This window comes from Sphingomonas sp. (assembly GCF_036731925.1).
In the GTDB taxonomy this organism is placed as follows: Bacteria; Pseudomonadota; Alphaproteobacteria; order Sphingomonadales; family Sphingomonadaceae; genus Sphingomonas.
In genome coordinates this window covers 255356-269786 of record NZ_DAINDJ010000003.1, presented here as the reverse complement: position 1 = coordinate 269786, position 14431 = coordinate 255356, and the positions used below count along the sequence as shown (strand labels likewise).

Here is a 14431-nt window from a genome sequence, read left to right as displayed (position 1 = left end):
CTCATTGACCGGCGGTGGTTTGACCGGCTCGCGCTTTGCTGCCAATTCCTTTTGCAACTGCGAAAGGCGCTGGTGTGCGGATCGTCATTGTAGATGACAGCGGGGCCCGCGCATCGGTCCTCGAAGACGGGCTGCGAGAAGCGGGCTATGACGATATCCATTTCGTGCCGCCGCGCGGCGCGTTCGTCGCTCGGATCGAGCGCATGGCCCCTGACGTCGTGCTGATGGACCTGGGCAGTCCGAGCCGCGACACGCTGGAAGAAATGCTGCTCGTGAGCCGCGCCCTCGCCAAACCGATCGCGATGTTCGTCGACCAGTCGGATGAGACGATGATCGGCGCGGCGATCGATGCGGGCGTTTCCGCCTATGTCGTGGATGGGCTGCGCAAGGATCGCGTGAAGCCGATTCTCGAACTGGCCGTGCGGCGCTTCACGGCCTTTTCCCGGATGCAGACTGAACTGGACGAGGCGCGCACCGCGCTTGCCAACCGCAAGACGATCGACAAGGCGAAGGCGATCCTGATGGCACAGCGCGAGTTGAACGAAGCCGACGCCTATGCGCTGCTGCGCACGACGGCGATGAACCAGGGCCGCCGGCTCGTCGACGTGGCCGAGGCCCTGATCACCGCGAGCAGCCTTCTGGGCGGAGGCGCCGCATGACGCCGCTCCGCATTGCCTTCCTGCCGCTTACCGACAGTGCGGTGCTGGTCGCCGCGCATGCGCGGGGCTTTGCCGAAGCACAGGGGATCGCGCTGGAGCTGGTGCGGACGACCAGCTGGGCGACGCTGCGCGACCGGCTGGTCTACGGGCAGGTGCAGGCGGCGCAGATGCTGGCCCCGCTTGCCGTCGCGGTCACGCTGGGGCTCAGCCAGCAGCCGGCGGGGCTGTCCGCGCCGTTCAAGCTCAACAGCAACGGCAACATGCTCGTGATGTCGGGCGAGTTCGCCGCGGCGCTGGAACCCGATCTGCCGGCGCGCCTGGCCGATCCGCTCGGCACCGGGCATGACTTCGCCAGCGCGATCGGCCTGTTCCGGCGCAAGCCGGTCATCGGCATCGTGCACCGCTTTTCCGGCCACGCACTGATGTTGCGCTATTGGCTGGGCAGTGTGGGCGTCGATCCCGATCGCGACGTCGTGCTGCGCGTGCTGCCCCCCTCACTTACCGTGGAAGCGATGCGGCTGGGGGAGATTGACGGGTTCATCGCCGGCGATCCGTGGCCGGCGGCGGCGATCGCGCAGGGACTGGCCGAGACGGTCGCGATCGGCGCGCGAATCTGGCAGCGCGGTGTGGAGAAGGTGCTGGCGCTCCGCACCGACTGGATGGAAGCCAATCCCGACACGGTCGATCGCCTGCTGATGGCTTTGGCGCAGGCGGCTCGCTGGTGCGACGATCCGGCCAACCGCGGCGAACTGGCGGCGTTGCTGGCGCGCCCGGCCTATGTGGGCGAGCCGCCCGAGTTGATCGAGGCGGGTCTGGCGGGACAGGTGATCCCGCGCCGCCATGCGCCGGCGGTGGAGCAACCCGATTTCCTGCTGTTCCATCGCGAGGCAACTGCATTTCCGTGGCGGAGCCAGGCGTTGTGGATCTATTCGCAGCTGGTGCGCTGGAGACAGGCGGAGCCGAGCGCCGAGGCCGAGACCGCAGCCGGCGCGGTGTTCCGCCCCGATGTGTACCGCCGTGCGCTTGGCGCCAGCGGCGAAGCGATGCCGGGCGCCAGCATGAAGCTGGAGGGCGCCGTAACCGCGCCGATCGGCGTGGGCACGCATCGGGCCGCGCTGACGCTCGGGCCGGATCGGTTCTTCGACGGCCGCGTGTTCGATCCTGAGCGGCTGGACGCGTATTTGGCGAGCTTTGGTGGGGCGAGCGGCTAGCCCTTCTTGGCGGGTCCAACTTCGCACTTGCAGCACGTCGCAATTCGCGCGATGATCCCGGAGTCGCGCAAGGATGCGCGCCCATCGGGAGGGCACCCCAACGCCGGGGCCTGCCTCCCCCTCTGAACGCAGCAAAGCCGCTGACCGGATTTCGCGCAGGCGAACGTCCGGCGAGCGGCTTTTTTCTTGTCCTTTTCAGATCGGGATCGGGGAAATCAGCATGGCAACGGCATTCTTGGATCGAAGCGTGGGCATGGGGGCCACCGATGCAAACAATGGCAGCTTCTGGCGCAGCGGGCATTGGCCGACGCTGATCGCCGCGTTCCTTTATTTCGATCTGGCCTTCATGGTGTGGGTGCTCCTGGGCCCGCTGGCACCGGAGATCGCCAAGACGTTGCACCTGACGGCTGCGCAGAAGGGGCTGATGGTCGCCACGCCGACGCTGGCCGGTGCCTTTCTGCGTGTGGTCAACGGGCTGCTGGTGGATCGCATCGGGCCGAAGCGTGCGGGCGCGATCAGCCAGATGATCGTGATCGGCGGGCTGCTTTCGGCCTGGCTCCTCGGCGTGAACAGCTTCGGCGGCACGCTGGCGCTGGGCGTGATCCTCGGCTTTGCGGGCGCCAGCTTCGCAATCGCTTTGCCGCTCGCCAGCCGCTGGTACGCGGCCGAGCACCAGGGCAAGGCGATGGGCCTGGCCGGCATGGGCAATTCCGGCACGGTGCTGGCCGCGCTGTTCGCGCCCGCGCTGGCCAAGTTGTTCGGCTGGAACGCCGTGCTGGGGCTGGCATGCATCCCGCTCGGCGTCGTTTTCGTGCTCTATCTGGTGATGGCGAAGGATGCACCCGATGCGCCCGCGCCGAAGACGCTAGTCGAGTATCTCCATCCGCTGAAATCCGGGGACGCCTGGTGGCTGATGGGCTTCTACGCGGTCACCTTCGGCGGGTTCGTCGGGCTGGCGGCGTCGCTGCCGATCTATTTCACCGACCAGTTCAAGCTCAGCACCATCGTCGCTGGCTATTGCACGGGTGGCTGCGTGTTTGCAGGATCGCTGGTGCGGCCGCTGGGCGGCGCGCTGGCCGATCGGATCGGCGGCGTGAAGACGCTTTCGGTTGTCTTCCTGGTCGCCGCTGCCGCGCTGACGGGCGTCAGCGTTGCACCGACGCTGCCGATGGCACTGGGCTGCTTCGTGGTTGCGATGCTGGCGCTGGGTACTGGCAACGGATCGGTGTTCCAGCTCGTGCCGCAGCGATTTCAGGCGGAGATCGGCGTGATGACCGGGCTCGTCGGCATGGCCGGCGGGGTGGGCGGGTTCTACCTCGCTTCGTCGCTCGGCCTCGCCAAGCAGCTGGCGGGCAGCTTCGCCCCCGGCTTCCTTATCTTCGCCGGGCTGTCCCTGGTGGCGCTGACGGGGCTTACGCTCATCAAGGCTTCGTGGCGCGCCCGCTGGACGAGCGGCGCACGCATCTGATCGGAGAGGGAGAGCGGCGCGGCACGGACCCCGCCGCTCCATTCGGGGGCAAATCTCATGCGAACCATTTTCGCTGCGGCGGCCGCGCTGGCGGTTGCCGGGCCGGCTTGTGCCCAGGACATCTCGGTAAAGCCGCTGATCGAGGCGCGCAGCCGCTCTGAACATGTCGACCAGGAGGGGCTCGATACGGCTGCCGATGCGTGGACGTTGCGGGTGCGCGCCGGTGCGGAGATCCGCACGGGGGCCTGGGCGGTGCTGGGCGAGGCGCAGGGCAATCTCGCGCTCGTCGGCGAGTACTATGACGGGCTGCACGGTGCGGCGACCCGGCCCATGATCGCTGATCCGCAGGATGTCGCAATCTATCGCGCACAGCTGCAATACCGGACCAGGCCGCTGACCGTCACTGCCGGACGCCAGCGGATCGCGCTGGATGAAGAGCGCTTCGTCGGCAATGTTGGCTTCCGCAACAACGCGCAGACCTTTGACGCGGTGCGCGCGGAACTGGTGCCGGTGAAGGGCGTGAAGCTCGATGTCGCCTATGCATGGGACGTGCGGACCATCTGGGGCAGCGATGGGCGAGGCGCGCGGCAGCGGGGTGTGGGCGGCGACAATGTGTTCGCCAATCTTTCCGTCGCGACGCCGATCGGGTCGCTGACCGGCTTCGCCTATCTGGTGGACCAGGACGAACCGGAGGTGCAGGGCTATCGCCTCGCCAGCCAGAGCTATGGCGGGCGGCTGGCGGGCAGTCGCGCGCTGGGGCGGCAGGTGAAGCTGAGCTATCAGCTGAGTTGGGCGACCCAGTCGGACTATCACCGCAATCCGAACCGTTACACCGCAGATTACTGGCTGGCCGATGCGACGCTGGACGTTCGTGGCTGGAAGCTGAACACCGGTTATGAGGTGCTGGGCGCCGACAAGGGCGCCACGCTCACCAGCTTCCAGACGCCGCTTGGCACCAACTTCAAGTTTCAGGGCTGGGCCGACAAGTTCCTGGCCACGCCCGCCAACGGCGTGCGCGATCTCTATGCGGGCGGCGGCTATGGCTGGAAGAAGCTGGGCAGGGTGGATGCGCTGACGCTGCAGGCGACCTGGCACCGCTTTGAAAGCTACCGGCTGGGCCAGCATTATGGCGACGAGATCGACCTGCTCGCCACGGCGAAGGTGAAGAAGACGGCGTTCTCGGTACGCTACGCCCGGTACGACGCCGATCGGCTTGCCACAGATACGAGCAAATTCTGGCTGCAGGTGGATTGGACCTATTGACGCTTGAGTGACGCGGCGTTCGCGACGCCGCTCGCTGGATCACCAGGATACATCCTTGTCGTCATAGTCGATGAAGCGCTGGCCAGCCTGCCGTCTCCGCCAAGCCCGGAGCCGCAGAAAGATGTAGAGAAGAAACGCCGGAACCGTCGCAAGCGGCGTGTAGTCGAACGGCACGCCAAAATGCAGCATTGCCCCCAGGCAAGCGGCGGTAAAAGGAAGGGTGATCCGGCCCCAATGCATCCATAAGTAGAAGTCATGGTCCGAACGTAAGGGCGGCGCGTCGTTTCGTTCGGCCTGCGGCGTGGGTTTTGGCGTACGCGGTCTTGCCCAGCCTGGAACAGGTGATTGCATGTGCCTGTCCTTAGCCTTTGACGGAAATGGCCGCCAGCGTGATCTGAGACCGCGGAAACGCTTGAGCTGACCAACGAATCAGTTTATGTTGCGATGCGAAGGACAAGGCTGTCCTTCCCTACATAGCCACGCCAGCCCGCCGATGGGCGCAACGTGGTCCTGTTGATGGCAAAGCCGCCATCCAGCGCTCGGTTCACAAGACCGGGCGCCGGATGGCGGCTTTTTTCGTTCTGGAGCGAAGCGGATGGAGTTTCTCGAAGCTATTGCTACCCCGGCCGACGAGGGCCCCGCCGAGGCGGGCGCGTCGGCGGAGGGCCGCCAGCATCTGGTCGTGATCGGCAACGGGATGGCCGGGTGCCGCGCGGTGGAGGAACTGCTGGCCCGCGACGGAACGCGATTTCGGGTCACCATCTTCGGCGCCGAACCGCATGTGAACTATAACCGCATCATGCTGTCGCCGGTGCTCGCGGGTGAGAAGACGTTCCAGGAAATCGTGATCAACGATCACGCCTGGTACGCGCAGCACGGCATCGAGCTGGTGGCCGGCGATCCCGTGGTCGCGATCGACCGCGCGGCGCGCACCGTCACCGCGCGGTCTGGCCGCACCACCGGCTATGACAAGCTGCTGATCGCCACGGGCTCCGATCCCTTCATCATCCCGGTGCCGGGGCATGACCTGCCCGGCGTGATCAGCTTCCGCGACATGGCCGATGTCGATGCGATGCTGGCCGCGGCGGGCGAAGGCGGGGACGCCGTGGTGATCGGCGGCGGGTTGCTCGGGCTGGAGGCCGCGCACGGCCTTGCCCTGCGCGGCATGAAGGTCACCGTGCTCCATTTGATGCCGACGCTGATGGAGCGGCAGCTGGACGAGGCGGCGGGATGGCTGCTCAAGTCTGCGCTCGAAGCGCGCGGGCAGACGATCCTCACTGGTGCGGACACGGCTGCCATCCTGGGCGACGACAAGGTCGAGGGCGTCCAGCTGAAGGACGGGCGCGTCCTTCCCGCCAAGCTGGTTGTGATGGCGGTGGGCATCCGCCCCGCGGTGAAGCTGGCGCGCGACGCCGGGCTCGCGGTCGGGCGCGGCATCCAGGTCGACGATCACATGGTGACGAGCGATGCCGATGTGCTAGCGGTGGGCGAATGTGTCGAGCATGACGGGCAATGCTACGGGCTGGTGGCGCCCCTGTGGGACATGTGCCGCAGCCTTGCCGACGGTCTGGTGGCGCGCGCCAATCCCTACCGCGGCTCCGTCACCTCGACCAAGCTCAAGGTTGCGGGGCTCGACGTGTTCTCGGCCGGCGACTTCTCCGGCGGCGATGGCTGCGAGGACATCGTCCTGCGCGACGCCGCCCGCGGCATCTACAAGCGGGTGGTGCTGAAGGACGATCGCGTGATCGGCGCGGTGCTGTTTGGCGATACCGGCGACGGCGGCTGGTATTTCGATCTGCTGAAGAAGGGCGAGAGCGTCGCCGCGATCCGCGACGTGCTGATCTACGGCCAGGCCTTCGCCTCGGGAGGGGGGCTGGCGGACCCTAAGGCGGCCGTTGCGGCGCTCTCGGACGATGCCGAGATCTGCGGCTGCAACGGCGTCAGCAAGGGCCAGGTGGTGGCGACGATCGCAGGCGGCGCGTGCAGCCTCGATGGGGTGCGCGCGGGGTGCAGGGCCTCGGCCAGCTGCGGATCCTGCACGGGCATTGTCGAGAATCTGCTGGCGCTAACGCTGGGCGATCAGGTGCAGACCGGGCCGAAGACGATGTGCAAATGCACCAGCTACGGCCATGACGAGGTGCGGCGCGCGATCGTCGAGCAGGGGATGCGCGCCATTCCCGAAGTGATGCAGCGGCTGCACTGGTCGACGCCGGATGGCTGTTCCTCGTGCCGGCCGGCGCTCAACTACTACCTGCTCTGCGCTTGGCCCGGGGAATATGTCGACGACCAGCAGAGCCGCTATGTCAACGAGCGGCTGCACGCGAACATCCAGAAGGACGGCACCTATTCGGTGGTGCCGCGCATGTGGGGCGGCGTCACGACCCCGAACGAGCTGCGCGCGATCGCCGATGTGGTGGAGAAATACAACGCGCCGATGGTGAAGGTCACCGGCGGCCAGCGGCTGGATATTTTCGGCATCCGCAAGGAGGATCTGCCCGCAGTCTGGGCCGACCTGAATGCCGCAGGCATGGTCTCCGGCCATGCCTATGCCAAGGCGCTGCGCACGGTGAAGACGTGCGTGGGCTCCGAATGGTGCCGGTTCGGCACCCAGGATTCGACCGGGCTTGGCATCAAGCTGGAGCGCGGTTTCTGGGGCAGCTGGATGCCGCACAAGTTCAAGATGGCGGTATCCGGCTGCCCGCGAAACTGCGCGGAGGCGACGATCAAGGACTTCGGCGTGGTCTGCGTGGACTCTGGCTATGAGCTGCATGTCGGCGGCAACGGCGGCATCCATGTCCGCGCCACCGACCTGCTGGTGAAGGTGGGCACCGAGGAGGAGGCGATGCACTTCGCTGCCGCCTTCGTGCAGCTCTACCGCGAGGAGGCACGCTATCTGGAGCGCACTGCGCCCTGGATCGAGCGCGTAGGGCTGGCCTACCTCAAGGCGCGCGTCGTCGAGGACGAGGCCGGCCGGGACGCACTCGCCGCCCGCTTCTGGCATTCGCAGTCCTTCAGCCAGGACGATCCCTGGGCCGAGCGCGTGGCGGGCGCCGATGCCGGCCTCCACCAGCCCCTTCTCGCCGCAGCGGAGTGAACGCCATGACCGACTGGATCGATATCGGCACCCTTGCCGACCTGCCGCTGCGGGGCAGCCGAACGCTTACGCTCGCCGGGGAGCCGGTGGCGGTGTTCCGCACCCATGACGACCAGGTCTTCGCGCTGATCGACCGCTGCCCGCACAAGGGCGGGCCGCTGAGCGCGGGAATCGTGCATGGCCATGCGGTGGCGTGTCCGCTCCACAACCTGCGGATCGCGCTCGGGACCGGCATGGTGCTGGGCGAGGACAAGGGGTGTACGCCGGTGGTGCCGGTGCGGGCGGAGGGCGAACGCATCCTGCTCGCAATGCCGGTGCGGGCGGCCGCGTGAACGAGGCGGTCCGCACCACCTGTGCCTATTGCGGCGTCGGCTGCGGGATCCGGGCGACGGTGACCGGCGAGCGCGCGGTGCGCATCGAAGGCGATCCAGAGCATCCGGCCAACCAGGGGCGGCTCTGTTCCAAGGGCACGCATCTGGGCGAGACGATCGGGCTGGAGGGGCGATTGCTCCACCCGATGATCGGGGAGCGGCGGGCGAGCTGGGACAAGGCGCTCGATCTCGTCGCGCGCCGCTTTCGCCAGACGATCGCCGAGCATGGCCCGGACAGCGTCGCCTTCTACGTCTCCGGCCAGCTGCTGACCGAGGATTATTACGTCGCCAACAAGCTGATGAAGGGCTTCATCGGCTCGGCCAATATCGACACCAATTCGCGGCTCTGCATGTCGAGCGCGGTGGCGGGGCACATGCGCGCGTTCGGGGAGGACGTGGTGGCGGGCAGCTATGCCGACCTGGACGTCGCCGACCTGATCGTGCTGGTGGGATCGAACACCGCCTGGTGCCACCCTGTGGTGTACCAGCGGATCATGGCCGCGCGGGCGGAGCGCGGCACCAAACTGGTCGTGATCGACCCGCGCCGTACCGAGACCGCGGAAGAGGCGGACCTCCATCTGGCGCTCCGCCCGGGCAGCGACGTGGCGCTGTTCAACGGCCTGCTGGCGCATTGCCGTACCGAGGGGCTGGCGGATGCGGCGAACCTCGACGTGCCTGCGGGCTTCTGGGAAGCGCTGGCGGAGGGCCATGATCTCTGGACCACCGCGCAGACCTGCGACCTGGCGCCCGCCGACCTGCAGCGCTTCTACCAGATGTTCGCGGCAACCCTGCGGACCGTCACGCTGTTCAGCCAGGGTATCAACCAGTCGATCCGCGGCACCGACCAGGTGAATGCAATCCTCAACCTGCACCTCGCCACCGGCCGGATCGGCAGCCCTGGTGCCGCGCCCTTCTCGATCACCGGCCAGCCCAATGCGATGGGCGGGCGTGAAGTCGGCGGCCTCGCATCCACGCTGGCTGCGCATCGCGGCTTTGACGATCAGGACGTGGCCGATGTCGGCCGCTTCTGGGCCGCCGAGCGGATGGCAACCCGACCGGGTCTCAAGGCGGTGGATCTGTTCCGCGCCGTCGGCGAGGGGCGAATCAAGGCCTTGTGGATCATGGCGACCAACCCGGCTGTATCCATGCCCGATGCCGGGCGCGTGCGCGAGGCGCTGGCGGCCTGTCCCTTCGTGGTCGTGTCCGACGTGATTGCCGAGACCGACACCAGCGTGTACGCCCATGTCCGCCTTCCCGCCGCTGCCTGGGGGGAGAAGGACGGCACCGTCACCAATTCCGAGCGCATGATCAGCCGCCAGCGCGCCTTCCTGCCGCTTCCGGGGGAGGCCAGGCCGGACTGGTGGATCGTCACCCAGGTCGCCCGGCGGATGGGCTTTCGGACCGCCTTTCCCTATGATCGGCCCGCCGAGATCTGGCGCGAGCATGCCCGGCTCGCCGCGTATCGCAACAACGGCGCTCGGATGCTGGATCTGGCGGCGAAGGCCGCGATCGGAAATCACGCCTATGACAGCATGGCGCCCTTCCAGTGGCGCGCGGCGCCGTTTGCCGATGGCGCCTATCCAACGCCGAGCGGTCGCGCCCGTCTGATTGCCGTTGCGCAGCGCTCGCTGGAGGCGCCGCTGCGCGAATGGCCAATGACGCTCAATACCGGCCGCTACCGGGACCATTGGCATACGATGACGCGAACGGGCCTGTCGCCAAGGCTCTCCCGACACCGGGAGGAGCCGTTGGTCGAGATCCATCCCGAGGATGCGGCGGCGCTTGCGCTGGCCGATGGCGCGCTGGCCCGCGTGGTGACCCCGCAGGGCGCCAGCGTCTTTCGCGTCGCGCATCACCGGGGGCAGCGTCGCGGCGAGTTGTTCACGCCGATCCACTGGACCGACCGTCAGTCGAGCGGCGGCCGCACCGGGCTGTTGCCGCGCGACCTTGCCGACCCGCATTCGGGGCAGCCCGGCTTCAAGCTCTCGCCTGCAAGGATCGCGCCGCTGGTCGTCGACTGGCGCGGCTTCCTGATCGTGCAGGCCGAGGCGCCGGCGCCGGACTGCCTGTGGGCGACGCGGGTTACCGTACCCGGCGGCGCGCTGTACGAATTGGCCGGGACCGGCGATGCCGCCGGGCTCGATCGGGGGCTGCCTTATGGTGACCGGATCGAGGCGAGCGATCCGGCGCGCGGCACGCGGCGCGTGGCGGTGCTGCGCGAGGGGCGACTGGCAGCGGTGCTGTTCGTCACACGCGCCGGCGAACTGCCGAGCCGCGACTGGCTGATCACGCAGCTCAACCAGCCGCAAGGGCCGCAGGTACTCGCTGGCCGCGCGCCCGGCCGCAGGACAGATCAAGGGCCGGTGGTCTGCGCCTGCTTCGATGTGGGCCTGCATACGATCACGGCCGCGATACGGGACCGGCGACTTGCCGACGTCGCGGCGATCGGCGCGGCGCTGGGGGCCGGCACCAACTGCGGATCCTGCCGCCCGGCGCTGGCCCGCATTCTCACCGATGTTCCCAAGGAGACCGTGCATGGCTGACGAATTTCCCGCAGGCAGCGCCTGGCTGGTCGGCGCAGGACCCGGGGACCCTGATCTGCTGACCCGCAAGGCCGAGCGGCTGCTGCGTACCGCAAGCGTGGTGTTCTACGACGCGCTGGTAGGGAAGGGCATTCTCGAGCTGATTCCTGCATCGGTGCGGAAAGTACCGGTAGGCAAGCGTGCCGGCCGGCATTCCAAGGACCAAGAGACGATCAACGACCTGCTCGTCGCCGCCGCCATGGCTGGCGAACGCGTCGTGCGGCTGAAGGGGGGCGACCCGTCGATCTTCGGGCGATCGATGGAGGAGTGTTCCGCACTTCTTCAGGCCGGGGTGCCGGTACGGATCTGCCCTGGTATCACCGCCGCGAGCGCGGCGGCGGCGTCCGCCGGTGTCTCGCTTTCGCTGCGGGGGCTCGCGCGGCGGGTGCAGTTCGCCACCGCGCACAAGCGCGGCGATGCGCCTCTCGATTTGGACTGGGCCGCGCTGGCGGACCCGCACTGCACGACCGTCTTCTACATGGGGCGCAGTGCAGCAGCGGAGATCGGCCGCAACCTCGTCGCTTCGGGCCTGCCCGGTGCGACGCCCGTGATGATCGCCTGCGACATCAGCCTGGCAAGCGAGCGGATGCTCCACACCCGGCTGGATCTTCTGCACGTCGCCGTTTCCGCCTTTTCCAACGATCAGCCGACGCTCATCCTGGTGGGCGAGGCGCTGGCGGCAGGGGGCAGCGCACCGCTTGCGGATTCCTGTTCCGCTTCTATCGGCACCGTGGTGCCGGAAAGCACGAGCCCGGCCCCAAAACCTCAGGCCGCTTTCCATCCCTTCGCATCCCGTGCGCTCTGATGCCTTCCCGCGCGGCGCCGAGGACATCATTATCAGCGGTTACAGCTCTCGTGCCGGGAGGTGCCACGTTGCTCGGGCAGGTGCCCGGCCGCCTGGTGTGAGCCGTGATCGGGTGGCGCTCAATTGCAAGCTGCGCGTACACAAGTATCGGCTTCACTGTTGCCGCCAGTTAGAAAAGGCACATTCCGCCGCAAGATAGAAATGGCACAACGCCGTTGGCGGCGGGGGCTGCGTGGAGCCCTCCTCTAGCGCAGCGCTGCCCCCGCTGATGCTCCGACCTTCCGGCTCCGGCCCTGGACCCGCTGCGTACGCAGCGGGCCCGGTCACACGGCGTGACGGTAAAAGTTGCGGGGTATGATCAGCGGAACGTGCCGCGAAGCCCGAGCATACTGGTGCGGCCAGGTGAGATCGTTGTGGTGGAACGATCGGAATCCTGTCGCTTCAAAACATTGTCGACCCGGGCAAAAACATCGAGCCCGTTGGTGACCGGGAGGTCAGCACGCAGATTGAGGCGCCAGAGTGTGGGCACGTTGACGTAATAATCGCGGGTCGACGGGCGGCGCGGTTCTAACCCGTAATCGGCTCGCGTCTGTGCCGCGCCATCAAGCTGGCGGCGTGGTCCCAGCCAGAACGCGTTGGCGCTGAAGGTGCCACCAAACACCGCCAGGGTGCCGGTTAGACCCGCCGTAAATGTGGGCACGCTCAGGCGCCGATCCCCTTCTTGGTACATGCGGTCTGCGGCATTTTGGAGCGCGTTGCTCAACGTCTTGATCCTGTTGTCGATCAGCGTGAGATTCCCGCGCAGGGAAACTGGCCCACGCGAAACGTTCCCTTCAAACTCCCATCCACGGTTCGTCACGACGCCGACATTTTGATATTGCCAGACCGGCAGTCGCGGTGTCGGGTTGATCACCACCGGCATGATGAGATTTCGCCCTTCTTCATCATATCGGGTCACCGACAGGCTGCCGATTCCGGCCCAGGTGAGATCAACGCCACCGTCCCAGCCAACCTTGCGCTCCGGCCCGATCGCCGGATTAGCGAGATAGTTCGCATTGGTTGCCCGACCGCCTAGGATAGCGCGTTCGTCGATTGGAGAACGCGCGCTGTTACCCCACTGCGCGCGAAACTTCACAGTCGCAGGCCCGCGATCGACGACATAGGCGGCGCCAATTCGGGGTTGGAACTGCTGCGTTTTGTTCTCCGCCACGAAGCGAATGCCGCCGTCTACACGGCTCGCCAGCGTGAGATAGAGCTGCTTGCGATACCCCACCTCGACCATGCCGTAATAGCCATACTGGTCCCAGCTATCCTCGTCCGTGTGGGCACTTTGGGCGGAATCGACGTCAGGACGGCCATTGATCAGGCTATAGCTTTGGAGTTCGGCGTTCGTGCGCCGGTAGAATACCGTGTCCGCTCCTGCTGTGACCGTTGCGGTAAGATCGTCTGAAATTTTGGCGTCGTACGTTGTGTAGTACCGTACTGTGCGGCGTAGATTCTCACTTCGCTGATAATAGTTGCGGGTTGGGCTATACGCCCCCTCATAGCCAAAAGAGTTATTGTCCTGCCCGATAGTAAGGGTGTGTTGCCAGCTGGGCGACGCTTGATAGCCAAGCGTGAGTGCCACCAGGGTTTCCGACATGGGATAATGCAAGCCCACATCTTTGTTGCCTTTCTCCTTGTATCGGAGGCAGCTCGGTAGCTGCGATCGGCCCGGTAGGGTGCAGGCATATGAATAACTAGCGGTGTAAAGGTCGCGTGTATTTCGGAAGGCGCTCAAGCTAGCTGTGAACGGGCCACGGCGGGCGCGAAGGCCGCCGGACAATGCCAGGCCGGAAGAGTCATAGCGCTGCGCCCACTCGCCGGTAGATTGGTAACTTGCACCCAAACGATACCCGAAATCATCATCCCCGCCGAAAAGCTGGGCGGAATGGTCTTGCACGATGGGAGTCACCCCATTCGGTGTATAGGCACTGTCCATGATACCGGCAGAAGCCTGCACCACGATCTCCGGTTTGGTCCCTCCGTTCGAACCCTTTTTTGTCACGATCTTCATCAGGCCGGTTGCGCCATCGGTGCCGTACATCGTGCCTGCCTGAGGCCCTCGGACGATCTCAATCCGTTCGATCGATCTGGGGTCCAGCGTCGATAGGAGCGTGGGGCGCGCCAATTCCACTCCGTCGATGAAGATCTTCATGTAATCGCCGTTGAGATCACTTGTGCTGTAATTCCAGCCGGTCTCACCTCGCGTAATGACCTGGGTGGTCCAATCATTAAGCCCCGAGTTTAGGACGAAGACGCCCGCAAACTCTCCCCGAAGCAGGTCTGTCATGTTCCGGATCTGCTTGCGCTCAATGTCTTGCGACGTCAGCACTGAGATAGGCGCAGAACTTGATCGGAGTGCCGAGGGACGGGACCCCGTTATCGTAATCGCATCGGCTTCTGCACCCGAGATGGCGTCTAGGGCATGGTTGATCATGACATTGGCGCCGCTCGCGACAGTTACCTGAAATCGGCGTTCCGCAAAGCCGCTACGCCGGAAGACTACCGTGTACTCGCCGGCGGGAACGCTGCTGATCCGAAAGCCCCCCGCCGCATCCGTCTTTGTCGTGAACTCCGTACCTTCGAGAGCCACGCTCACATCCCCGGCGCCTGCACCTCCTTCAGCAGAGGTAGTGACCTGCCCCGAAATTTGACCTTGGCCGCGACGGTTGATCATGTCTGCGCCAGCGTCTGTTGTGGGAGCGGCAACCTGCGGAGGCGTGCCAACGGGGGCATTCTGCGCAGCAGCAGCGGAGGCAGCGATCGACGCTGCCAGGGCAAAGCCAGAAACTCCTACCGTCCGCAAGAAGCCGTGGCCCGCTCCCATCCACTGCGGCGCAGGCGAAGAGGTCCGGCGTCCTTGATCATTGAACGTACCATTCCGTGATACGTTGTACCGTAACGTATTTTGCGACAAAGCCGCTCCCCTTATTCGT

Annotated in this window: 10 protein-coding genes; 8 read left to right on the top strand and 2 right to left on the bottom strand. The window is 66.2% G+C overall.

Features of this window, described 5'->3' with window-relative positions; all coding sequences use genetic code 11:
* Nucleotides 1-74 precede the first annotated feature (74 nt).
* The 4 genes from V7E00_RS18465 to V7E00_RS18450 all read left to right on the top strand — a co-directional run bounded on the left by V7E00_RS18465 (nucleotide 75) and on the right by V7E00_RS18450 (nucleotide 4601).
* A complete protein-coding gene (locus V7E00_RS18465) occupies nucleotides 75-659 on the top strand; it encodes an ANTAR domain-containing response regulator (protein WP_333574116.1) in 585 nt (194 codons plus the stop codon).
* Entirely contained in the window at nucleotides 656-1870 is a 1215-nt protein-coding gene (locus V7E00_RS18460; protein ID WP_333574115.1) for a CmpA/NrtA family ABC transporter substrate-binding protein, read from the top strand. The genes V7E00_RS18465 and V7E00_RS18460 overlap by 4 nt, the downstream gene beginning before the upstream one ends.
* 220 nt (nucleotides 1871-2090) lie before the next feature.
* Nucleotides 2091-3338 (top strand): nitrate/nitrite transporter, encoded by a 1248-nt coding sequence (locus V7E00_RS18455; protein WP_333574114.1) that lies wholly within the window; start codon nucleotides 2091-2093, stop codon nucleotides 3336-3338.
* Nucleotides 3339-3395: 57 nt separating this feature from the next.
* Nucleotides 3396-4601, top strand: coding sequence for an alginate export family protein (locus V7E00_RS18450; RefSeq protein WP_333574113.1), 1206 nt, complete (start codon nucleotides 3396-3398; stop codon nucleotides 4599-4601).
* A 39-nt stretch (nucleotides 4602-4640) separates the two neighbouring features.
* Here the strand turns inward: V7E00_RS18450 and V7E00_RS18445 are convergent, their stop codons facing one another.
* Nucleotides 4641-4952 (bottom strand): hypothetical protein, encoded by a 312-nt coding sequence (locus V7E00_RS18445; protein WP_333574112.1) that lies wholly within the window; start codon nucleotides 4950-4952, stop codon nucleotides 4641-4643.
* A gap of 244 nt (nucleotides 4953-5196) precedes the next feature.
* Between V7E00_RS18445 and nirB the strand changes: the two genes are divergently transcribed.
* From nirB to cobA, 4 genes are read left to right on the top strand one after another with little or no spacing between them, the layout of a single operon-like run.
* On the top strand, nucleotides 5197-7695 hold the full coding sequence (gene nirB / locus V7E00_RS18440) for a nitrite reductase large subunit NirB (protein ID WP_333574111.1): 2499 nt from the start codon (nucleotides 5197-5199) through the stop codon (nucleotides 7693-7695).
* Nucleotides 7696-7700: 5 nt separating this feature from the next.
* A complete protein-coding gene (gene nirD / locus V7E00_RS18435) occupies nucleotides 7701-8027 on the top strand; it encodes a nitrite reductase small subunit NirD (RefSeq protein ID WP_333574110.1) in 327 nt (108 codons plus the stop codon).
* Entirely contained in the window at nucleotides 8024-10609 is a 2586-nt protein-coding gene (locus V7E00_RS18430) for a molybdopterin-dependent oxidoreductase (protein WP_333574109.1), read from the top strand. Before nirD ends, V7E00_RS18430 begins: the two co-directional genes overlap by 4 nt.
* Nucleotides 10602-11453, top strand: a complete 852-nt coding sequence (cobA, locus tag V7E00_RS18425) for a uroporphyrinogen-III C-methyltransferase (RefSeq protein WP_333574108.1) — start codon at nucleotides 10602-10604, stop codon at nucleotides 11451-11453. The genes V7E00_RS18430 and cobA overlap by 8 nt, the downstream gene beginning before the upstream one ends.
* A gap of 358 nt (nucleotides 11454-11811) precedes the next feature.
* Here cobA and V7E00_RS18420 read toward each other — a convergent pair whose 3' ends face one another.
* Entirely contained in the window at nucleotides 11812-14172 is a 2361-nt protein-coding gene (locus V7E00_RS18420) for a TonB-dependent receptor (RefSeq protein ID WP_333574107.1), read from the bottom strand.
* Nucleotides 14173-14431 lie beyond the last annotated feature (259 nt).

Bases quoted from the DNA above. Each gene is read 5' to 3' on its own strand.
- V7E00_RS18460 (WP_333574115.1), top strand. From the start codon at position 656: ATGACGCCGCTCCGCATTGCCTTCCTGCCGCTTACCGACAGTGCGGTG.
- V7E00_RS18455 (WP_333574114.1), top strand. From the start codon at position 2,091: ATGGCAACGGCATTCTTGGATCGAAGCGTGGGCATGGGGGCCACCGAT.
- V7E00_RS18450 (WP_333574113.1), top strand. From the start codon at position 3,396: ATGCGAACCATTTTCGCTGCGGCGGCCGCGCTGGCGGTTGCCGGGCCG.
- V7E00_RS18445 (WP_333574112.1), bottom strand. From the start codon at position 4,952: ATGCAATCACCTGTTCCAGGCTGGGCAAGACCGCGTACGCCAAAACCC.
- nirB (WP_333574111.1), top strand. From the start codon at position 5,197: ATGGAGTTTCTCGAAGCTATTGCTACCCCGGCCGACGAGGGCCCCGCC.
- nirD (WP_333574110.1), top strand. From the start codon at position 7,701: ATGACCGACTGGATCGATATCGGCACCCTTGCCGACCTGCCGCTGCGG.
- cobA (WP_333574108.1), top strand. From the start codon at position 10,602: ATGGCTGACGAATTTCCCGCAGGCAGCGCCTGGCTGGTCGGCGCAGGA.
- V7E00_RS18420 (WP_333574107.1), bottom strand. From the start codon at position 14,172: ATGATCAACCGTCGCGGCCAAGGTCAAATTTCGGGGCAGGTCACTACC.